This window comes from Parahalioglobus pacificus (assembly GCF_014652275.1).
GTDB classification, from domain to species: domain Bacteria; phylum Pseudomonadota; class Gammaproteobacteria; order Pseudomonadales; family Halieaceae; genus Parahalioglobus; species Parahalioglobus pacificus.
Window position 1 is genome coordinate 375,388 of record NZ_BMYM01000001.1, and the last position, 19,819, is coordinate 395,206.

General features: G+C 55.5%; 22 protein-coding genes. 14 read left to right on the top strand and 8 right to left on the bottom strand.

Annotation, left to right across the window (positions count from 1 at the left end; translation table 11 throughout):
* The first annotated feature begins 92 nt into the window (after nucleotides 1-92).
* The gene (locus IE089_RS01775) at nucleotides 93-980 is read left to right on the top strand and encodes a LysR family transcriptional regulator (RefSeq protein WP_189474593.1); all 888 of its coding nucleotides are present in this window, start codon (nucleotides 93-95) and stop codon (nucleotides 978-980) included.
* A gap of 114 nt (nucleotides 981-1,094) precedes the next feature.
* Nucleotides 1,095-1,427, top strand: coding sequence for a hypothetical protein (locus tag IE089_RS01780; RefSeq protein WP_189474595.1), 333 nt, complete (start codon nucleotides 1,095-1,097; stop codon nucleotides 1,425-1,427).
* A 77-nt stretch (nucleotides 1,428-1,504) separates the two neighbouring features.
* On the opposite strand, the gene IE089_RS01785 is transcribed toward IE089_RS01780, so the two are convergent.
* Nucleotides 1,505-1,921, bottom strand: a complete 417-nt coding sequence (locus IE089_RS01785) for a DUF6524 family protein (RefSeq protein WP_189474597.1) — start codon at nucleotides 1,919-1,921, stop codon at nucleotides 1,505-1,507.
* A 147-nt stretch (nucleotides 1,922-2,068) separates the two neighbouring features.
* Complete coding sequence (locus IE089_RS01790; RefSeq protein ID WP_189474599.1) at nucleotides 2,069-2,503, bottom strand: RidA family protein; 435 nt, start codon at nucleotides 2,501-2,503, stop codon at nucleotides 2,069-2,071.
* Between the two features lie 247 nt (nucleotides 2,504-2,750).
* Here IE089_RS01790 and IE089_RS01795 point away from each other — a divergent pair, with 247 nt between their 5' ends.
* Complete coding sequence (locus tag IE089_RS01795) at nucleotides 2,751-3,197, top strand: hypothetical protein (protein WP_189474601.1); 447 nt, start codon at nucleotides 2,751-2,753, stop codon at nucleotides 3,195-3,197.
* Nucleotides 3,198-3,432: 235 nt separating this feature from the next.
* Here IE089_RS01795 and IE089_RS01800 read toward each other — a convergent pair whose 3' ends face one another.
* Complete coding sequence (locus IE089_RS01800) at nucleotides 3,433-3,948, bottom strand: GNAT family N-acetyltransferase (RefSeq protein ID WP_189474602.1); 516 nt, start codon at nucleotides 3,946-3,948, stop codon at nucleotides 3,433-3,435.
* 309 nt (nucleotides 3,949-4,257) lie between these two features.
* Here IE089_RS01800 and IE089_RS01805 point away from each other — a divergent pair, with 309 nt between their 5' ends.
* On the top strand, nucleotides 4,258-4,896 hold the full coding sequence (locus IE089_RS01805; protein ID WP_189474604.1) for a DUF8453 domain-containing protein: 639 nt from the start codon (nucleotides 4,258-4,260) through the stop codon (nucleotides 4,894-4,896).
* Nucleotides 4,897-4,997: 101 nt separating this feature from the next.
* On the opposite strand, the gene IE089_RS01810 is transcribed toward IE089_RS01805, so the two are convergent.
* Entirely contained in the window at nucleotides 4,998-5,897 is a 900-nt protein-coding gene (locus tag IE089_RS01810; protein WP_229802530.1) for an NAD(P)-dependent oxidoreductase, read from the bottom strand.
* Nucleotides 5,898-6,027: 130 nt separating this feature from the next.
* Entirely contained in the window at nucleotides 6,028-7,203 is a 1,176-nt protein-coding gene (locus IE089_RS01815; protein WP_189474606.1) for a phytanoyl-CoA dioxygenase family protein, read from the bottom strand.
* Nucleotides 7,204-7,322: 119 nt separating this feature from the next.
* Here IE089_RS01815 and IE089_RS01820 point away from each other — a divergent pair, with 119 nt between their 5' ends.
* Nucleotides 7,323-7,976, top strand: coding sequence for a TetR/AcrR family transcriptional regulator (locus tag IE089_RS01820; protein WP_189474608.1), 654 nt, complete (start codon nucleotides 7,323-7,325; stop codon nucleotides 7,974-7,976).
* Nucleotides 7,977-8,079: 103 nt separating this feature from the next.
* Here the strand turns inward: IE089_RS01820 and IE089_RS01825 are convergent, their stop codons facing one another.
* Entirely contained in the window at nucleotides 8,080-9,999 is a 1,920-nt protein-coding gene (locus IE089_RS01825; protein WP_189474610.1) for a sigma-54-dependent Fis family transcriptional regulator, read from the bottom strand.
* Between the two features lie 208 nt (nucleotides 10,000-10,207).
* On the opposite strand from IE089_RS01825, the gene IE089_RS01830 reads away from it, so the two are divergent.
* The 4 genes from IE089_RS01830 (at nucleotide 10,208) to IE089_RS01845 (ending at nucleotide 13,277) form a co-directional block, all read left to right on the top strand.
* Nucleotides 10,208-10,450: a carbon storage regulator gene (locus IE089_RS01830; protein ID WP_189474612.1), complete on the top strand. Its 243-nt coding sequence runs from the start codon at nucleotides 10,208-10,210 to the stop codon at nucleotides 10,448-10,450.
* Between the two features lie 480 nt (nucleotides 10,451-10,930).
* Nucleotides 10,931-12,301: a carotenoid oxygenase family protein gene (locus IE089_RS01835; protein ID WP_268247969.1), complete on the top strand. Its 1,371-nt coding sequence runs from the start codon at nucleotides 10,931-10,933 to the stop codon at nucleotides 12,299-12,301.
* Nucleotides 12,302-12,480: 179 nt separating this feature from the next.
* Nucleotides 12,481-12,735, top strand: a complete 255-nt coding sequence (locus IE089_RS01840) for a type B 50S ribosomal protein L31 (RefSeq protein WP_189474617.1) — start codon at nucleotides 12,481-12,483, stop codon at nucleotides 12,733-12,735.
* Between the two features lie 365 nt (nucleotides 12,736-13,100).
* Nucleotides 13,101-13,277, top strand: a complete 177-nt coding sequence (locus tag IE089_RS01845) for a hypothetical protein (RefSeq protein ID WP_189474619.1) — start codon at nucleotides 13,101-13,103, stop codon at nucleotides 13,275-13,277.
* A 23-nt stretch (nucleotides 13,278-13,300) separates the two neighbouring features.
* Here IE089_RS01845 and IE089_RS01850 read toward each other — a convergent pair whose 3' ends face one another.
* Complete coding sequence (locus tag IE089_RS01850; protein WP_189474621.1) at nucleotides 13,301-14,137, bottom strand: putative RNA methyltransferase; 837 nt, start codon at nucleotides 14,135-14,137, stop codon at nucleotides 13,301-13,303.
* Nucleotides 14,138-14,361: 224 nt separating this feature from the next.
* Complete coding sequence (locus tag IE089_RS01855; RefSeq protein WP_189474623.1) at nucleotides 14,362-14,904, bottom strand: hypothetical protein; 543 nt, start codon at nucleotides 14,902-14,904, stop codon at nucleotides 14,362-14,364.
* Between the two features lie 320 nt (nucleotides 14,905-15,224).
* Here IE089_RS01855 and IE089_RS01860 point away from each other — a divergent pair, with 320 nt between their 5' ends.
* From IE089_RS01860 to IE089_RS01880, 5 genes are all read left to right on the top strand, one after another.
* Nucleotides 15,225-15,425: a diacylglycerol kinase family protein gene (locus IE089_RS01860; protein WP_189474625.1), complete on the top strand. Its 201-nt coding sequence runs from the start codon at nucleotides 15,225-15,227 to the stop codon at nucleotides 15,423-15,425.
* Nucleotides 15,426-15,519: 94 nt separating this feature from the next.
* Complete coding sequence (locus IE089_RS01865) at nucleotides 15,520-16,023, top strand: hypothetical protein (protein ID WP_189474627.1); 504 nt, start codon at nucleotides 15,520-15,522, stop codon at nucleotides 16,021-16,023.
* A gap of 80 nt (nucleotides 16,024-16,103) precedes the next feature.
* Complete coding sequence (locus IE089_RS01870; RefSeq protein WP_189474630.1) at nucleotides 16,104-16,667, top strand: HdeD family acid-resistance protein; 564 nt, start codon at nucleotides 16,104-16,106, stop codon at nucleotides 16,665-16,667.
* 137 nt (nucleotides 16,668-16,804) lie between these two features.
* A complete protein-coding gene (locus IE089_RS01875; protein WP_189474632.1) occupies nucleotides 16,805-17,731 on the top strand; it encodes a 2OG-Fe(II) oxygenase family protein in 927 nt (308 codons plus the stop codon).
* A gap of 149 nt (nucleotides 17,732-17,880) precedes the next feature.
* A complete protein-coding gene (locus IE089_RS01880) occupies nucleotides 17,881-19,695 on the top strand; it encodes an ABCB family ABC transporter ATP-binding protein/permease (RefSeq protein WP_189474634.1) in 1,815 nt (604 codons plus the stop codon).
* The last annotated feature ends 124 nt before the right edge of the window (nucleotides 19,696-19,819 follow it).

A 19,819-nucleotide genomic window follows, 5' to 3' on the forward strand; every position in this document is an offset into this window, starting at 1 on the left:
ACTGAAGCGCGCCATCATAGCAGCAGTAAGAGGCGAGGCGGGGCTTGCCTGCATCGGAACCATGAAACAGACTGTGCCAGCGAGGAGGGCACATGAACTGGGACGACATCAAAGTGTTTTTGGCGCTTAGCCGCAAGGGCTCTGCCCGGGGTGCTGCTACCGTGCTGCGAGTCAGCAATTCCACCATCACCCGCCGTTTGGATGATATGGAGCATAAGCTGAGTACGCGCTTGTTTGATCGTACGCCCGACGGCTATCGCATGACGGCCGCGGCGGAACAGCTGCTATCCACTGCTGAGCATGTGGAAGAGCTGATCATGGGGGCCGAGCGCAAGATCACCGGCGGCGACCAGGAGCTCGAGGGGGCGATTCGTCTGACCATGCCACCGGTGGGCTTGGCGTTTTTGATGGACCGCCTGGCTGACTTCGCTCACCAGTACCCCGGGATCGAATTGGAGCTGCTGCCGAGCATTGAGGCGCTGGATCTCAGTCGGCGTGAGGCAGACATTGCCATCCGGGTGTTGGGCGCTGGCGAAAAGCCCCCCGAGTACCTGATAGGCCGGCTGCTATCGCCGTTGACGGCCTCCGCTTATGTGCACAAAGATCTTCTGAACAAAGACAACCCGGAGGACGTGTCACACATGAGCTGGATCGGTAAGTTTTCGGGCAATCAACGTGAGGAGTGGCTAGACCAGACCGACTTCCCCGACCAGCCCGTTCGCCATGCCATAGAGGACATTGCCCTGGTGGCACAGGCCGTGGAATTTAAAATGGGCATGGCGTTCATGCCCTGCTTCTCGGCCTCATTTAACGACGACATTGTACGCGTGCCCGGCGCGACTGTGGTGCACCATTCAGACCTGTGGGTGGTTACGCACAAAGACCTGCGCTTGAGCGCGAGGCTGCGGGTTCTCCGCGAAGTAATTGCGGATGAATTTGCCCGGGAGCGGTATCGAATCGATACGCGCAGTGCTTCTTGATCGGATCAGGTCTACCCCTGTCCAATTTTGCAACGCTCTAGTTCATATACGGCCATTTTCACCAAAAATGGAGCGGGCTAGTATATGAATGCAACCTTCAAAGGAGGTAGAGCGATGAAGAAAATTGCAATCACACTGGTAGGTGTCTTGGCAGCTGGCGCAGCGGTAACCGCGATGGCTGGTAAGACGGATTCAGAGCAACTGACCGCATGTGTTGCTGGCATCGAAGCTATTTACGGCGACGACGCACGCACCAAGCTTCGCGGTGTTAAGAACGTACGTTCCGGCACCAAGATGCGCATCAAGACCATGCCCGCCGACGGCGACAGCCTGATGGTGACATGTGTTGCGGCCAAAGACGGGACTGTCGTACTGACAGATTCCGACGGCGTTGCACTGACAGCACCTGCTTACAACACCGCAGACAAGGTATCGCTCAACGATTGACCTCCGTCAGGAGAACACTCGTCCATAGTGATACTTTTCTTGCACAGCCGCCTTCGGGCGGCTGTTTTTTTGGGGTTCTAATCCTCTACGTCGTCCACATCCAATTGTCCGGTCAGGCGCCTGCGAATATGTGACCAGGACATTCCCGCTGCCAGAATCAGCGACAGAATCAGTAGTACCACCCACTCAATCGCACTGGTGGATTCCAGGCTCAGCCAACCCCAGTCAACAAACAGCCAGACCAGGCATCCGAACAGCGCCGCGCCCAGAACGATACCCAGCCAGCCCATGGACAGGAACGTGGCGCGCAAAAAGATGATCCAGCCGATCACGAGAATCACGCCCAGCAGCGCCAGAACAGGGCCAAACTCAGTGCCCTCTGTGAGTGCCCATCCTATGTAGGAGTAATCCGACGGGTTATAAGTGCCAAACACCAACAGCATGGCAAACACCCAGCGCCCGATAAAACTTCCGACTGTGAATTGAGAAGCCATAGAGTTTATTCCTTGGATCAATGGGCACCAAGCTAGAGTAATGCCGGCAGTGAGGCAAGCGTTCTACGTAAACGTTAGTACTCTGCACAAGAGGGCGTGTCTACTTGGCCCAACTCTAAGCCCGGTGAGTGAGTAGGTATCAACCCATTAGTTTGGTAGTGCGGCAATGCACTCAATCTCAACGCGGGCATCCCGGCCCAGGCCGCTATTTCCCACCGCACTGCGGGCGGGCTTATTGGTAGGAAAATACGTGACATAGACCTCGTTCATGGAGGCCCATTCAGCAATGTCCGCAAGAAACACAGTGCACTTGGGTACCTGATCCATAGAGCCGCCGTTCTTCTCTACGATGGCTTTGATGTTCTCTAACGCCTGGCGTGTTTCGCCCTGTATGCCCCCAGGTGCCAACTCGCCATTGTCACGATTAATGCCCAACTGACCCGCAAGGAACAGGAGGTTGCCGACCTTAACGGCTTTCGAGTATGGGCTATCTGGGTTAGACGTGAAGAACTCGGCCTCGGCTTGAAGTGCTGAAGCGGTGAGTAGGGCGAAGGCCCCAAATAGTATTTTGACGGCGTGCATAGTGATCGATGACCTTGACGGTGAAGAACCGATGATTATCCCCCAAGTTTTGTGGTGCCGGGAAGCTCGCGAAGGCATCCGGCTTGGGCCCGGTCCCAAAGGGATTCAAGGTTAAAAGCACGAGTGTAGCTGGCACCACGTGCTGGCACTTGTACTAAGCTGATGTGCACAGGAATGAGTTGCGCTCGCGCAGTTGGGTAGCGACCAGACTCTATAGCCGAAACTCATGAACGGGGGAGTAATCAATATGTATAGAGCGATTTTCGGAGCAGCTGGCGTCGCAGCGATGGTCCTTGTGAGCCCAGAAGCGGCAGTCGCACATGGGCATCACGATAAATGGCAAACCTGTAAGCGGGCGGTTATGACCGAGACCCGTGAGTTTGAGTCCGTCCCCATGGCTGCGTTCTCCCAGAATGGCCACCACCATTCGAATTTACTGTGGACCATCCACTGGGATGGGCAGACAGCAACCGGGTCGTGCAAGTTTGATGATCACCGGTTTGAAGGTGTTGAGGTACAGCATCACCTCAAATACAGCAGTCACCACCATAAGCACCATAAGGACAGTGAAAATTATCGAGGGCGTTATGGCGGTTTCTACCACGACCGCCACATAGGGATATGGCGTGATCCCGATGGAGAGGCCTGCCACACCTGCACGCCGGAGAATGGCTTTCCTCGTCACGGAGGGTAATCGCCACGACGAGTATCCTCGAACGGGCGGGTGATGAAACCATCGTTCGCTGCGGCGTCGCTCTCTACCTTGTCGATTTCAATCTGATGAAGCCGTAACGTACAGAGCGACTGGCGTTACGTTTTTTCCATAGTCTAGAAAAGCATAATCAGAGGAACTAAAGCTTGCAGAGTTTTCGCAACTGGAGTGGCACACATCGCCAGCCAGAGCATTTTGCAATCGGCGAATTATGGCCTTATGGCACTTCGCGAAACATGACGATGTCGCGCTGTTGATCGTTTCCGAGTAAGAAAGACTGTTCGCCCACCGCTGCAAACCCGTACTTTTCGTAAAACGCGATGGCCCTGGGGTTATGCTCCCACACCGCAAGCCATAGGCCGTTTGCGGACTCACCTACGGCACTCGCTATTGTGGCATCCATCAGCTGCTTAGCCACTCCTTTGCCGTGCCACTGAGCATCCACATACAGCCGCTTTAGCTCGGTGGAATTGGCGGATGGCAGAAAGCTGGGTGCATTCCCTCGACGCAGTTGGGCAAAGCCCAATAAATCGCAGTCGTTCATACACAGCAGCGTTGTGAGTGCGGTGTTGGCAATCTCCGCCGTCTGCAAGTCCGGCCCAAAACTAGACTCGCAATACAGGTTCATATCTTCCGGAATATTGGATTTTTCAAACGCGTCTCGAAACGATTGTTCTGCAAAACTGGCAAGTGCAGCGGCATCTTTAATGAGGGCAGGTCGAATGATCGGCATTGAATACCCAAACTAGTCAGTTGGCGGGCTGCCCATACATAACCCTAGAGGGTTTGACGGTAAGCGTGAAATCTTGCTTGCCAGCATAACACTGGTGACGAGAGTGGCGCGTTTCAATCAGCTTGCAATGGCTTACAAGCGCATCGTTTTTCCTCGACAAGGGGTTTTACATAGCTAGACTGTGAGGCAGGGGCGCCCGGCGGCCAAGTTAGTAGTGGTTGTAAGACCGGCTCGTCGGCTCTACGACTTCGATGCTGGGCTTTCCAGGGAGCCGTTAGGCGGCTGTACCCATTGTGGGGGAGATAAGCGGTGTCAGATGCGGATAAGACTGATTCAGAGGCTAGACCCGGGGTTGCAATCGCTGGTCTCGAAAACACCCTTCTCCGCCTGACCTTCTGGCAAACGATACTTTCAATCGCCGGGGTTTTTACCGGTGTGGTTGCCCTGTATGCGGCGCTCAATGAATCTGAGGCGGTGCGGCAACAGACGGCAGCGTCGGTATGGCCTTATGTCCAGCTCACCATCAACGATACGAGTAATGGTGAGTCTGCCTCCTTCGAGCTATCGGTGGATAACGTGGGTGTAGGGCCTGCACTTATGAGGGACGCGCAGGTGACCTATCGAGGTGCCCCCCAAAGTAACTGGCAATCGGTTGTTGATGCCATAGGACCCAATGGGGGTGTTTTGGGAATCGATTACGGCAAGAGCAGTTTACGCCAGCGTGTGTTAGCGCCGGGTGAATCCCTGGTGGCGTTCCAAACTGGCGATAAAGATCTTGCGTTGAGTGTGCAAGCAGCCACGTTTTCTGGGGAGCTCAGCGTCACCTATTGCTACTGCTCTATTTTCGACGAGTGCTGGGTTAAGCGTAGTGGGCCACCCGGTGCGGATAAGCCGAGCAAAGTGGCAGGGCAGTGTCCTGATTTCGGCGATAGTGCGTTTGCCGACTAGTGCCGTTGGCTGGGCCAATCATAAGCGCAGCTGAACGCACCGATTAAGCGTCTGTCACGTGCGTGGCGCAAGACAAGCCGATGCCTGCCTGTCGTTGATCGTTAAAGAACGCTCGTTTGCAGTGGCCCGCCCGCTAGAAAACTCTCGACATTTCTCTGGGCTATTTGGGCCTGCGCAAACAGTGTTTCGTAAGTCGAACCACCTCTGTGAGGCGTCAACATTACATTGGGAACGTTGGCCCAGCGATCGCCGCTCGTTGGCTCGGGATCGAAGACATCAAGGCCCGCGCCAGCGATTCGATGAGAACAGAGCGCGTCTATTAAGGCTTCTTCGTCCACCACGCTCCCGCGCGCCACGTTGACCAGCACACCGTCGGACCCCAGCCGATTGAGAATGTCCTCATTAATCAAGTGTCGATTGGATGCATCGGGGCGGCAACAGACGACGAGGCCCTGGCACTGATCAGCGAGTGCTTCGATGCTATTCACATAGGGGATATCCACCTCCGGCTTTGCACGAGGACCCCACCACTTTAGGTCAAGGCCAAAGGGGGTGAGTCGCGTTGCGACCTCTTTGCCGATCGAACCGAACCCCACAATGCCTACGGGGGTATTCCTGAGTGAATGGCGCAGTGGTCCTGCGGGCGTGACCCACTGGTTGTCCAAAATGTACGTCTGCATCTGGGGCAGGCGCAAAAGCAGGCTGGTGAGGAAAGTGGCTGCGAGATCAGCGACATCCGCGGAGTTGAGCCCCGGCGCATTTGTCACCGCGATGTTCCGAGCGCGACACTCGTCGAGATCAATGTTGCTGAATCCAGCTGATATAGAAGCAATCATTTTCAGTTTCGGAAAGTGCGACAACATGACCTTGTCCAGTTTCTCGATGCTGGCCGAGAGGAGCACGTCGACCTCGCTGCCATGCTTTTCAATGATCGCCCGTGTATCCCCCTCGCCGGTGATCCATCGCCAGTGCGCAGGTGCATCTGGAAAGAGGGTGGACATTTCTGGATGCATAGCAAGGACATTGACGGCGTTTGGCATGATGAGCTCGACGATTGTTGGAATAGGGCTTAAGCGGCTTGAGGGCATGGCGCCCTCTGGTTTTCGTACCTGAGAGCGCCTTTTTGCGATGCTAGATGCTGAGATCGAGCGCGTTGTAATCATGGAGGGAGCTCTTAGCCGCCTCGTTCCATGTGTAATCCAGCCCACGCTCCAAAAAGGGTTGATACACGTAGGGTGTCTCCTCTGGAAAGCGCTGTCGGCGCGCATCTATTCCATAGCCGATCACCTCGGAGCGCTTGGCGATGAGAGCATCATCGAAGACCTGCGCATCGTTGTGGGTGCCTGCCCCCATCACGTCAAGAACAGAGCTTCGGCGATGAAAGCCCATGTTGACGGTAATGCGCGGTTCGAAACCGGTGTTAGCAAAGGAACCGTGAACCAGTTGACGATTACACATGATGACATCGCCGGCGTCACACACCAGTGGCACTGTTCCCTGAATGCGCTCACTGCCTGAAGCCGTCACCAGTTCTGTGATATCTACCTTGCCTAGCTTATGGCTCCCCGGAAGCACCCAGACGCCATTCACGGCAGTGCTGCCGTAAACTTGAGCCATAAAGTTAAAGCCATGGATGTCCTCGTCGAAGCGGTCGCTGTTCCAGTGTGTTGTTCCGTCCTGATGCCATGACACGGCAGCGCCAATACCGGGTTCCTTAATGAACAAGGTCTCGTTAAACGGCGCGAAGTCTTTGCCGTTCACCTCTTCAGCGATCTTCAGCAGTTGAGGGTGCCCATACACTCGTAGGCAGGCTTCGGAAAACTGCAGTGAACCCAGCAGGATGAAGGGTGCCATCTCAGGCGCGTCGTCCGCCGCTTTCGGCTCATGCAGTTTCACCTGGTGTCGGCCATTGGCCAGTGAAGACCCTCCCAGCGGGTCGCCTAGGGGTTTCGACCAAACCAATGTCGGTGCGGTGCAGTCTGCTCCGAGTGCGGGGGTGCCATCTGCAGCAACCTTATCACCGGGATTCACCGGGAAGCGTTTCTTCAGCGCCGCCAAATCGGCTTCTATATCCTGCAGCTCATCAGAGTTCAATACGCCGGTGAATACGTAGAAGCCATACTTCCTGTAGGCCTCCAGGATCGAGGGTTCCAGATTCCCATTGCTGTCAAAGACAATTGGCCCTCGATTGTCTAACTGCATGGCGCGATCGTGTCCTTCAAGCAGATACGCCCGCATGGCGGCGGCGTCATCGCCATAGTGGGCGGCACACGCTTCAATGCAATCCCTATAGTGAGGCTGTGGCATGCTGGTATCTCTCTCTTTGTACTTGTCTGGATTTTTACATATTTCACTAACAGTAAAATTTTAGTATTAGTTAAAATTGGTGTCAAGACGATCAATTCGCGGGTTGCGGGAGACAAACGTTGGCGGCAAAAGGGCAGGTCACACGTCAAGCAAACAAAGAGAAGCGCAAAGAAAAGATTCTTACAGTGGCCAGGAACTTGATCGCGCAAGAAGGGTTTGACGCACTCACCGTCAATAAACTGGCGCAGGGCGCCGGGGTTACGATCCCTACGGTGCATAACCTGTTCGGCAAAAAGAATGATGTTGTGCTCGCGTTGTTCCAACGGCTAGTCGACAAGGTTGATGATGTACTCGCGGAGCCCGAACTTGTGGACCCTATTCAGGCCTCAGAGGCGTTCCTGGACAACCTCCTCGCGCTGTATAGCTCTGACGAAGCGTTCTATCGTGCTGCGTTCCTGGGTGGCGAGCGGCTCGGTCTCTTTGAGCACGAACTCAACGAGGGAGTCTTCAAGAAATCCATCAGAGTCGCTGAGCGGCTCTGTGAGCGCGCTCTTGAGCACGGCTACCTGCAAGGCAGACTCGATAGTCGATGGCTGGCTCAGCAGTTGTTTGGCTCCCAGCGGTTGGCGAGGCAGGACTGGGTCAGCGGCTACATTGACCTTGCGCATTATCGTCAGCAGGCGTTAATCGGCATGTTGATCACCTTTGCCGCTGATGCGACCCCGGCATTGCACGAACGTATCTGCGACCGAGTCAGCCAGTTGGCGCGCTAGTTCAGATTTTGCTCACCAGCCACCGACCGGTTCGAACGTCACGCCGTTGTCGGTCGGAGGTTTGGTGCTTTGTCCCGGCATCTTGCGGAACCACTTACCGAGCCTATTCCTTGAGTAAGTCGTGCTCTTTGAGCTTTCGATACAGCGTCGCACGGCTGATTCCCAGGAAACGGGCTGCCTCGGTTTTGTTACCGCCCGTATGCTCTAGTGCGAGGCGAAGGTTGTTGCCATACTGTGTGGTATCGTCCTCTTGTGCCTCGCTATGCCGGCGGTCCGATAGAATCTCTGGCGGAAGGTCGCGAAGCGAAATCGACGCTGTTCTGCAGTGAATGGTCGCGTACTGGATAGCGCTCCTGAGCTCACGGACATTACCCGGCCAGTGGTATTGAGTGAGTTGGCTGGTTACTTGTGAGGCGATGGATGCGATACCTTTGCCGGTTTCCACTCTCATTTCGGCAAGGAATGCTTCGGCAAGCAGTGCGATGTCCTCACGACGCTCGCGCAAAGGCGGAACCGAAATTCGGCCCACTCGTAGTCTGTACAGCAAATCCTCTCTAAACCTGCCAGTGGCTACTGCATCGCCAAGGTTTCTGTTTGTTGCAGCGATGATGCGCACGTCTAGCGGTTCCGCTTTGGCCTGGCCGAGAGGAGACACTTCAGAATTCTCAATGACTCTTAGTAGGCTTACCTGTACGTCCTCCGAGATATCGCCTATTTCATCGAGGAAAAGAGTGCCCCCGTTCGCCGCCTGGAAAAATCCCGTTTGATCCTTAACTGCGCCTGAAAAAGCGCCTCGCCGATGCCCAAACAACTGGCTGCCCAACAACGAACTGCTCAATGCAGCACTGTTAACCGCTATGAATGGTCCGTTTCTCCGTGGGCTGGCTGCATGAATGGCTCGAGCAACCAGTTCCTTCCCGGTGCCGGTCTCTCCCTCGATCAGAACTGTCCAGTCACCATCCGCAACGTCGCTGATAGCCCGGTACAGATCTCGCATGACAGCGCTTTTGCCGATCAGTTGCCCGAAGCGGCTCCTGTCCAGTTGCTTTTGGAGCTGCCTGAGCTGCTTGTCGGCTTCGTCTCGCTCAGATAGGTCGCGGATCATGCCAATGAACAGGCGATCGCCCTTTACGCGGGTCTCGCTGACAGTCAGTTCAATCGGAAACTCCTCTCCGTTGCGGTGCCGGCCCATCACTTCACGACCCTGGCCAATCACTTTGCGATCGCCGGTGTTGAGGTAATTCTGAATGTGGTCATCATGCTCGAAGCGATAGGGTGCGGGCATTAAGCCACTGATGTTTTGCCCGCGTAGATCGGACTGGGCGTAACCGAACATTTGTTCGGCGCGCTGATTGGCGGATTCGATGGTGCCGGTTTCGTCGATCGTTATGATTGCTTCGAATGCGCCGTCGAGGATGGCGCTAAGACGTTGCTGCTCGTCGGAGAGGTCAGCAATGGCTTGTTCCCGTTCGGAGTCTGCCCTGAGTGCAAAAATTGCGTTTGCGCACGTTTGCAAAAAGGGCGCTAAATCTCCAATGAGTTGTTCGTCATATCCTGTAGGGCGATTCGCTATGCCGACCATGCCGATCATCCGACCTGCACTGTGAAGCGGAAGCCCGAGGAAGGATTTCAGGTCCGGGTGTCCTAAGGGGAGTCCGCCGCGTCGGGGGTCAGTCTTCGGCGAATTGGCCACCACCGGCTTTTCCTCGGTCATTACATGCCCGAACAGGGTCTTCAGGTTGTGGAATTCCAGGCCGTTCGGTGCGTTCTCTTCGAAATGCCGTCGGGTGTATTCATTCCAAGCGATGTTGGTGATCGCATGGGTCCTTAGATACACCTCGCCATGTTCATCCAGATGTGTTTCGCCAATGAACCCGTACTCGCTGTCGCTAAGGTCGAGAAGTGCATCCAGCAAGCCGTCAAATAAGGTGGTGCGGTCTACCGATCCGATTAGCTGAGACTGGGCGCTGGTGATGGCTTTGAGCAGGCGCATGTACCAGTCGCTTGTTTCGAGTCGCTCCACTGTTCACTCCTCTGTCTCATGAGACAGTGAAAGTGTCTCAGAATGTGTGTCAAGTGGCTAGTGCCTGTGCGGAAGAAATGCTAAATGTCTGATTTTATGAGGAAATAGTTCTGATCGATATTGGTACGCCCTTTGCTATGTTTTTCCGTGAGGCATTACAGCATGGAAGCAGCAGTGAAACGCATTCGAACAGTTGAGGGAGACATCCATGCTTATTCTTACACGGCGCATTGGGGAGAGTTTGAAAATAGGGAAACTCGAGGATCTGCTGGAGGGCCCGGTAACGGTAACGGTCCTGGGCGTAAAAGGTAACCAGGTTCGCCTCGGCGTTGAGGCGCAAAAGAACATTCGTGTAGATCGGGAGGAGATACGCAACAGAATTGACTCAGAAGCACCGCAAGGGACGCCGGTGACTGCCAGAGCCAGGTTCGCAATGGCGAGCGACCTTTGAGCTAAACCGGGCCTCAAAGCAACCGCGGAAGGTTGGAGTCCCCCCTTTGAATCAGCGGAGAAAATGTATGAGTGCTTTCGAGTATGGTGGCGTTGATCGTACCCCGGTGGATTGGGTTAAGAAGAGGCAAGTATCGCCATCGGCAAACGCCCGGGACGCGTCGGCGTCGAAAACAACCCCGGATGACAAAGTGACGAGAGCTAAACCCAAGGCACATCGGAGTTAGAGAATGGGTTGCTCAGTGAAGCGGGTGAAAAATAGCGGCGAGAATCTAGCGTTCGACTGAGTGGTGCGGCCAGGTCAGTGCGGGGCCGCCATGGTCGTCCGTCGCGGCGCAGCGCTATAGCCAGGTAGGAGCGGTTGCCGGATCGCAGCTTCTGTGATGAAGTCGAGACTCGCCCGCCGGAGGCTAGCTCGTAATGAAACGACGCACTTTGATTCAAGCTGGCATCGCACTTCTTTTTGCATCTACTTTGATCAGTGGGCTGTAGCCGCTCCAACGGTCCTGCTCCTGATACCAGTTTAGGCGGCGGTCCGAGTGTTTATCTCTCTGATAACTTTGCGCCGGTAACCGAAGAGGTGACGCTCACCGAGCTGGAAGTGATCGGCAGTATCCCCCGTGAACTGAACGGGCGTTTTCTGCGCAATGGTCCCAACCCCCTGGGCGACACCGACGCTGAGTCCTACCACTGGTTTATCGGCGATGGCATGGTCCACGGATTGCGGTTTGAGGATGGCCGTGCGGACTGGTATCGCAATCGCTGGGTACGCAGTGAGGGCTTGGTGGATGCACTGGGTGAGAGTATCGACGGTCGCAGCCTCATGGGTAGCCCCAATACCAATATCATCGCCCATGGCGGACGAACCTGGGCCATCGTAGAGTCAGGCGCGCCTCCGGCAGAAATGACTTATGAACTCGATACGCTTGGCACGACGCCCGGGTGGGGCCGTTACACGGCTCACCCGAAGTTTGACCCGGATACGGGGGAACTTCATACGCTCGCCTATGATTGGGCTAGCTTAAGAGATCACATCCAGTACGTGGTGATGGATGCGAATGCACAGGAGATCAAGCGCGTGAACATTCCCATGCAGGGCATGACAATGATTCACGACATGAGCCTGACCAAGAATTACGTGGTCATCTTCGATCTTCCCGTCACTGTGAGTTTTGCGGCATTAGGTTTGGGGGCTGATTTCCCCTTCCGCTGGGACAACGATCACGAACCGCGGGTGGGCTTGCTGCTGCGTAATGGAAGCCCCGCTGATATCGTCTGGAGCAGCATTTCCCCCAACTACGCCTATCACCCGATGAATGCCTATGAAGATGAGTCGGGCAACGTCGTTATTGATATTTGTCGCTACGATAAAATGTTTGAGCAAGACACCAACGGGCCCTTTGGCGACAGTGATCCCCGGCTGGACCGCTGGACCATTAACCCACGTGAACGGCGTGTGACCGAGGAGATTGTGGATGAGAGACCACAGGAGTTTCCTCGCATTCATCCCGACCTGAACAGCAAACCCTATCGCTACGGCTACACCGTAGGTCTTGGCGAGAAGTCGTTCCCGGCGATTTACAAGCAGGACATGCACACCGGCGTAGCGACCAGCTTCGAAGTGGGTCCGGCCCGCCATTCCGCAGAGCCGGTATTCGTTCCGCGTGAAGGCGCGGAAGCAGAAGACGATGGGTACCTGATGACCTGTGTCTTCGACGAGCAAAGGCAGGCGAGTGAATTCATCATCCTTGATGCTCAGGATCTTGCTCGTGGTCCGCTGGCGCAGGCGATGCTACCGGTTCGTGTGCCCTTCGGCTTTCACGGGAACTGGGTTCCCGATAGTACGGCATAGTGAAGCGCCCATAGTGACGTTGGGTTTTACGGCGCCTGGCACGGGCGGGTGAGCTTGCCGTAAGTCCTGGGCGCTCTTCGAACACAAGCGTTGCTGTGGGCACCTTTTTAATGAGAATCATTGTTATTTAGGTGTTGCTGAGTTATCCTGCGGCGCCACCTAACCTCGAGGCAAGTCCAATGAAACCAGACATTCATCCAGAGTATCGCGACGTACTGTTTCACGACACTTCGGCCGACGCGTATTTTCTTATTGGGTCAACAGTGAAAACTGCTGAAACCCGCGAGCATGAAGGGAAAACCTATCCTTACGTTTCCTTGGACGTATCGAGTGAGTCGCACCCGTTTTACACCGGCAAGCAGCAAACGACGAAGAGCGACGGCCGCGTGGCAAAATTCAACAAGCGCTTTGGGCGCAAAGGCACGAAAGAGTAGCCCTGGGTCGATAATTTCACCCTTTGACCACCGCGGGATCAGAGCCGCATCGGGGCATTGCGCTGCAATGCCGCCCATCATTATTGTGCTTTGATCCCTGCGTTGCTCCAGCCGTTACAGCGAACACCTGAAAGCCCGATTTACAGCCCGAGTTTTCCTACCCGCCGATTTAACACGATTTAGCAAGGACACGAATAACGCTGTCCGCGCTGACTGCTCCTTTCCCTAACGTCGATGCCGATGAGAGGCCGGATTGCCGATTTTTATTGTCGCTCAGAGCCATGTGTGTGGCGCTGCTGGCAATGTTTTATAACACAATCACCAACGAAGCTATCACTCGTGAAACTGCAGGAGTGGTGGTGACTATGAAGCTTTACCCGAACACCCGAGGTACCTACTCAGCACAGGGCGCTGGACCTGATAGCGTGCGCCTTTACGCAGAGGGGCTTAGTCGTGGCGATGCGAGAGAAAAATGGCTGGCAAAGTACTCGGAGCGCAGGGCGTTTTCCGGCAAGCGGGATAAATGGCGCGGGGCGGCTTAAGGCCTGACACAGGCCGCTGAGTATCACTCCCTCTGAAAAACATCAATCACGGCGTGCACAGTTGTCGTCAGGGATGACAGTTCTTCTACGCGTTTCTTTCCCTCCGATTGGGCCCTGAAAAGGTGCGGCGTCATGAGCAAAAGATCAGCGATCTGTTGATGCGCTGACAGCTCGATCGTGTAAGTGATTTCGTCACGGGTCAGCCGATGGAAGCCCGAGGGTAACGTGTGTGGACTGTTATTCGTCTCAACGGTGGGGTAAATCAGCTCTCGGAGCTCCAGCAAGTGCTTCTGCCCAGCCTCTACGCGTATCAGCATTCCGTCCGGCTTGAGCACGCGTGAAAACTCCACGAAATTTGGGAAGCCGAAGGCGTCCAGGATGACGTTCGCCGAGCGATCGGCCAGGGGAATTTGACGATTGCTGGCCACTAGCCACGTAGCGGAGAAACGTTTTGCGGCGCTCTGCACGGCCCACTTGGAGATATCAAATCCAACAATGCGCGGTTCTGGCTTGTCGTCGTTCCGAAGCCGCTGCTGGATTTGATCGAGGTAATAGCCCTCACCACAGCCGGCGTCGACGATGAGGGAATCATGGCCCAGCCGGGAGAGGTGGCAATCGACAAGGCGTGCTGGCAACGCCTTGTAAAAGCCCGCATCCAGAAAACCACGCCGGGCGGCAATCATTGCTTTGCTATCCCCGGGGTCGCGGGAGCGTTTGTTATGGGCTGGCAGTAAATTCACATAGCCCTGCCGGGCGATGTCGAAGGTATGGCCATCTTCGCAGCGCAAACAACCATCAGCCATGATCAGGGGCAGAGCATCCAGTGGGCAACGTAGAGTTGGATCAGAGCGAAACGTCATAGGGTCCCATAAACGTTGAGTGCGTGATGAACTGGTGTGAGAATCGGCGCTCCATTTAGTCTACCGAGCTTCCATTGTTCGTGGGACCCCAACTTCGGCTTGCCTTCTCGCTCGGGTCACTGCGCCAATATGTGGGCCAGACGCTCAACAATGTCCAGTATGCAACGACAATAATTAGCGTCGCGTGTGAACGCGGTGCAGCCATGCCTCCTCACAAGGCTCAACTACCCCTCTCCAAGCACGCTGCCATACCAGGTGTCTGCCTGATCCTTTACGCTGTCCCACACTGACGATGCGCTAGGTAGAACGGGATCACAGGCAGCGGAGACAGCACCCTCTGGTGGGGATTCATTCAAGCTCAACGCGTCGTAGAGGATCTCGAGGTCCTGCACGCTCTGACAGGCCTCATACAGCTCGTAGGCGGTGCCAGTGATAAGAACAGCAATGCCAAGATAAGGAATGGCCTCGGCAGGGATGGCAGCGACGCTGCGCGTTGCCACGCGCTTTGTGCGAGCGCTCAGGCGGTTGCCGAATTTCCTCACTGCCGCCCTACGTTTGGCGGTATCGGCCGTCTGTTGCCTAATAATCCTGTCCTTCCCCGCCAAGCGCTGAGCGGCGATATCTGCCACGGTTTGAATGCCGAAAGCGGTGCTAAACGCGCCCGATAACGCGGCATTGAATGCCACGCTGGTGAGTGTCAAAACGTTGGTAGCAATAAGTGATGCAAATGCGCCTATCAGGATTAGGCGGCGAGCCCATCTCAGCATGGCCAGATCTCCCTTGAGTCAACACCAAGGTTATCAGGCGGACGTGTAATCACGCTCGACTGTTGCCCAGCCGCCATCGCAATTTTTGAGATGATGCCGCTATGCCGTCGAATAACCTTGACCAGTATCGATTTTCCCCAATATCTACAGCCTCTGCGAACGCTCGGTTCGCCTAGCGCAGTGAGGTAAGGTGATTCACTTCCTGAGTCGGCATAGGTATGTTGTGGCTATGGCTATAATTGTTCACCACGATGCAGATACTCTGCGAGAGGCAGATAGCCGCATGACCTGCATTGAGGGTACGCATCTAGTGAGAACCTATGTCTTCGCGCCCCACTAGTTCCGACGAGCCCGAAAGGGCCAGTGTCCGCGACGGCTTCCTGGTTGTGGCCTCTGTTGTGGTGTTGCTTGCCGGCGGTGGCGATGGCACGCTCAATGCACTTGCCGATGTGCTGGTACGGCAGCAGGATGCGAAAACTCCGCCAGAGATGGGCATTATGCCTCTCGGCACAGCCCAATGACCTTGCCCATGGGCTGGGAATACCCTGTGACGACCTGGAGGCCTGTCTGTATAAAGCGGCTATAGGCGACGCGTGATCTGTGGATATTGGCGTGATGAACGGCCGTCACTTCATCAACGTGGCAAGCGGGGGATTCGGCGCCGAAGTTACAGCCACCACGCCGCAGGATATCAAGCGTCGTCTGGGTGGGGCCGCCTATACACTCAACGGCCTGATCAAGGTCTGGGAGGTGCAGCCTTACAAGTGCACCCTTTTCCTGCCGGACGAAGCACCTCTAGAGGTTTCAATGGTACTGATAGCCGTTGGGAACAGCCGGTTGGCTGGCGGCGGTTTTGAGGTTGCGCCTGCGGCAGATCCCCGCGATGAGAGGCTCGATGTCATGGTACTGACTGATGCTGTGCTCTCTGAACCGGGGCCCACTTTGGCCGAGCTGCGAGATCCGATGAAGCCAGATAACCGGCGAGTGTTCTACCGCCAGGCAGCGTCTTTCCGGATAGGGTCAGATGCCCACTTGCACATCAGCCTCGACGGCGAACCTGTGCTGGCAGATTCACTGGAGTTTTCTGTGCGGCCTGCGGCGCTAAAATCGGTGTACTGAAATGTCGCCAAGCTAACAGGCGCCAATCAGACTATCGCAAACTTAAGTATCGCTGAGTGAACGGACAAGAGGACGACGTAATGACGGAATTTGCAGACAGCGCCAAAGCGGGCGCAAAGGCAGCAACCTGGGTAGGTATAGCAGTACTGCTTTTGGGGATGCTTGCCATCGGCATGCCGTTCCTGACAGGGGTGGCCATCACGATCAGTATCGGGGTGATTTTGCTTATCACCGGTATCGCCCAATTGTTTTTCGCTTTCAATTCTCACTCGTTCGGTAGTGGGGCACTGCGTTTTGGCTTTGGAATCCTCTCTGGCCTTTGTGGCTTATCGCTGGTGACTCAGCCCGGCGCTGGGCTTGCCACCATCACCTTATTCCTGGCCGTCTGGTTTGTCGTTGATGGTGTGTTTACCGTCGTTAACGGGATCAGCTGGCGTCCGCAGTCAGGGTGGGGCTTGATGGTTGGCTCCGGGGTTATTGGCGTTCTCCTGGGCGTTATGATCTACAGCCAGTTCCCCACATCGTCGGTGTGGCTGGTAGGGCTGCTGGTAGGCATTCGTCTGCTGCTGGTGGGCTGGACGATGATTGCGCTGGGAGCCGTTGGCCGGCAGGTTGCCAAAGAGATCGATACGGCAAACGTCTGATCGATACGAGTTGCCGCTGCCTCTTTACGGGCTCGTGTCTATGTATGTTCGCACGGGCTCTTTCGCGCAGTCTGTATCGGAGTTAAGTCGACCCTTATACTGTCAGCACCGTTTGTATATCCGTTTGGAGGTAAGCAGTGCAGGCACAGGCGGCTCCTATACTCGACTACTCGAAACGGGGACAATCAGAATGGGTTGATTCACTAGACCGTGCCTGTGCGGAATGGGGTTGTTTTCAGCTTATCAACCACAACCTGGACAGTGACTTGTGCGCCAGCGTGCTATCCGCAATGCAGAGCTTTTTTGCATTGCCGCTTGAGGCAAAGCTGGATATCGAACGTACCGCGGACAATCCCTGGGGATTCTACGATCGAGAACTCACCAAGAATGTGCGCGACTGGAAGCAGATTTTCGACATCGGGCCCGGTTCTGCCGAGGGCCCCTTCGCCGAGACCAGCACTCCCTGGCCGATGCAACTGGGCAAGTTCCAAGCCACTATGGAAGCGTACTATGAGGTAGCCGAGGTGCTGGCGCTGCAGCTCTTAACTGACATTGGAAGTCGTCTCAGTTTGCCGGCCAGTGCGCTGAAACGAGATTTCGGGGTAGGGCATTCCAGTTTTCTTCGTCTGAACTATTACCCACAGTGCGAAGCTCCGGAAGAGCACCTTGGTATCAGCCACCACACGGATGCGGGCGCTCTCACAGTGTTACTGCAGGACGCACAACCTGGCCTGCAATTTTGGCATGGTGGCGACTGGCATACTGTTAAGGCCGAACCCGATGCACTGACGATTAACATTGGAGACATCGTGCAGGTCTGGTCCAACGATCGCTACCGGGCGCCGCTGCACCGTGTGCTGACCAACAAGTTTCAGTCGCGCTACAGCGCACCGTTCTTCCTGAATCCGACCTACGATACCGTGTATGCGCCGCTTCTTAGTGCGTTGAACGGCGAGCCGCCACGATATCGATCAATTAACTGGAGAGAGTTCAGGGCGGGCCGCGCTGCCGGTGACTATGCCGACCTGGGCGACGAGGTTCAGATCAGCGACTTCAGGTACTGATCATGACATTGGTGCAGCAACTGCGATCAATCGAAATTGAGCGTTAGATACGTTAAGGCCCGCTAGACGTAAACGAGATCATGGAGTGTCAACTGCTAAAAATTTCTGACATTACGATTGGGCAATAGGCCATTTTGCTTAAGCAGATAATGAGACACGCCCGCTACAAAGATGTAGAGAACAGTCGCCTGAACTGGCGCCTGGTGAGCCGCATATGGCCGCTACTGGCTGAGAACAGGTTGCGGATCTTTCTGGCAATGGTCTGCCTGCTGCTGGCAAAAAGCGCTGTTATTGCAATACCGTTTGTTCTTAAAAATCTGGTCGATACGCTCGAGGCCGCAGAGTCGTTGCCCAGAGAACCGGCGCTGCTGCTCGGGCTGGTGATTGCCTACGGGGCTGCTCGCTTCTCCAATGTCTTTTTTGGCGAGCTGCGCGATACCATTTTCGGGCGCGTGACCGAGCGCGCAATGCGCCGCATTGGGCTGCAGGTGTTCCGGCATGTTCACAACCTCGACCTTGACTATCACCTCAATCGGCGCACAGGTGGTCTCGCGCGGGATATCGAGCGCGGCACTACCGGCATCAGCTTTCTGATGCGGTTCTTCGTCTTCAATATCGCCCCGACACTCTTTGAGATTGCCATGGTCGCTGGCATCTTGCTGTTTAGCTACGGTCCGAGTTTTGCATCAGTAGTCATCGCCGCAGTGCTTCTCTACGGCGCTTTTTCCTTTCGCGCCACAGAGTGGCGAACGCGCTTTGTACGCGAGGTAAACGAAGCAGATTCAACCAGTAACACTCGTGCAGTGGATTCGCTGCTGAACTTCGAGACCGTCAAATACTTCACTAATGAGGAGTTCGAGGCGAGTCGCTACGATGAGTCCCTGGCCGATTGGGAGCAGGCGCGCCGCAATAACCGCTTGTCGCTGTTCACCTTGAACGGTGGCCAGGCGTTGATCATTGCTGTTTCTCAAACGCTCATGATTGGGTTGGCCGCCTGTCAAACGCAGGCCGGCGTGCTTACGCTGGGCGACTTTGTTCTGATCAATCAGTTCATGATCCAGCTGTTTATGCCGCTGGGTTTCTTGGGGTTTGTGTACCGTGAGATCAAGGGCTCGATGGCCAACATCGAGAACATGTTCGAGTTGCTGGCGCTCAAGCCAGCTATTGTTGACGCACCTGGCGCTCAGCCTCTGAATTGTGGTCCGGCCACGGTGGAATTCAGGTCGGTCTCGTTTGCCTATAACAACAACCGCCCGATTCTCGATGAGGTTTCGTTCACGATAGACCTGGGGCAGAAGCTGGCGATCGTGGGTGCCAGCGGGGCAGGGAAGTCGACTCTCGTTAAGCTGCTGTTTAGGTTCTATGACGCTACCGCGGGCAGCATCCTGATCGACAATCAGGACATAGCTACCGTGACGCAACATTCACTGCGTTCGGTGATCGGCATCGTTCCGCAAGATACTGTGCTGTTCAATGACAGCCTGTTTGAAAACGTGCGGTATGGCCGGCCCTCTGCCACAGACGACGAGGTGGAAGAGGCGATTCGCCTGGCGCACCTCGAAGGGCTTGTTAGCCAACTTCCGGAAGGCTCTGCCACGTTAGTAGGTGAACGCGGGTTGAAGCTGTCTGGCGGTGAAAAGCAGCGGGTGTCGATCGCACGCACCATTCTGAAAGGCGCCCCGATTCTGGTATTCGACGAGGCGACTTCATCGCTTGATAGCAAAACCGAGCAGGCGATTTTGCGATCTTTGAGTGACATCGCTAAAGAGCACACAAGCATGGTGATTGCTCACCGCCTCTCCACAGTGGTGGATGCGGACCAGATACTGGTACTGCAGGGTGGACGTGTGGTTGAAGCAGGTACGCACCTCAGCCTGCTGGACAGAGGCCAGGCGTACGCCAGTTTGTGGCACGCGCAGCAGAATCAGCCGTTAAGTGCTGTTGATGATTCAGCTTCGCCTTGATTGGGCATAGTCGATATCTTGGCCGACCAGCACAGCTTTAGACCGAGGCCGTTAAGCGTGTCATTTACAACGTGCCAGGCTGAGGCTCAAGCGGTGATTAGCTCGGTCTAGCCAGTAGCGCGCC

Excerpts from the sequence above, each read along its gene's own strand:
- IE089_RS01855 (WP_189474623.1), bottom strand. The coding sequence starts at position 14,904 with ATGCTGAGATGGGCTCGCCGCCTAATCCTGATAGGCGCATTTGCATCA.
- IE089_RS01810 (WP_229802530.1), bottom strand. The coding sequence starts at position 5,897 with ATGTCCACCCTCTTTCCAGATGCACCTGCGCACTGGCGATGGATCACC.
- IE089_RS01815 (WP_189474606.1), bottom strand. The coding sequence starts at position 7,203 with ATGCCACAGCCTCACTATAGGGATTGCATTGAAGCGTGTGCCGCCCAC.
- IE089_RS01795 (WP_189474601.1), top strand. The coding sequence starts at position 2,751 with ATGTATAGAGCGATTTTCGGAGCAGCTGGCGTCGCAGCGATGGTCCTT.
- IE089_RS01780 (WP_189474595.1), top strand. The coding sequence starts at position 1,095 with ATGAAGAAAATTGCAATCACACTGGTAGGTGTCTTGGCAGCTGGCGCA.
- IE089_RS01840 (WP_189474617.1), top strand. The coding sequence starts at position 12,481 with ATGAAACCAGACATTCATCCAGAGTATCGCGACGTACTGTTTCACGAC.
- IE089_RS01850 (WP_189474621.1), bottom strand. The coding sequence starts at position 14,137 with ATGACGTTTCGCTCTGATCCAACTCTACGTTGCCCACTGGATGCTCTG.
- IE089_RS01860 (WP_189474625.1), top strand. The coding sequence starts at position 15,225 with ATGTCTTCGCGCCCCACTAGTTCCGACGAGCCCGAAAGGGCCAGTGTC.
- IE089_RS01785 (WP_189474597.1), bottom strand. The coding sequence starts at position 1,921 with ATGGCTTCTCAATTCACAGTCGGAAGTTTTATCGGGCGCTGGGTGTTT.
- IE089_RS01790 (WP_189474599.1), bottom strand. The coding sequence starts at position 2,503 with ATGCACGCCGTCAAAATACTATTTGGGGCCTTCGCCCTACTCACCGCT.
- IE089_RS01880 (WP_189474634.1), top strand. The coding sequence starts at position 17,881 with ATGAGACACGCCCGCTACAAAGATGTAGAGAACAGTCGCCTGAACTGG.
- IE089_RS01775 (WP_189474593.1), top strand. The coding sequence starts at position 93 with ATGAACTGGGACGACATCAAAGTGTTTTTGGCGCTTAGCCGCAAGGGC.
- IE089_RS01830 (WP_189474612.1), top strand. The coding sequence starts at position 10,208 with ATGCTTATTCTTACACGGCGCATTGGGGAGAGTTTGAAAATAGGGAAA.
- IE089_RS01800 (WP_189474602.1), bottom strand. The coding sequence starts at position 3,948 with ATGCCGATCATTCGACCTGCCCTCATTAAAGATGCCGCTGCACTTGCC.
- IE089_RS01870 (WP_189474630.1), top strand. The coding sequence starts at position 16,104 with ATGACGGAATTTGCAGACAGCGCCAAAGCGGGCGCAAAGGCAGCAACC.
- IE089_RS01845 (WP_189474619.1), top strand. The coding sequence starts at position 13,101 with ATGAAGCTTTACCCGAACACCCGAGGTACCTACTCAGCACAGGGCGCT.
- IE089_RS01865 (WP_189474627.1), top strand. The coding sequence starts at position 15,520 with ATGAACGGCCGTCACTTCATCAACGTGGCAAGCGGGGGATTCGGCGCC.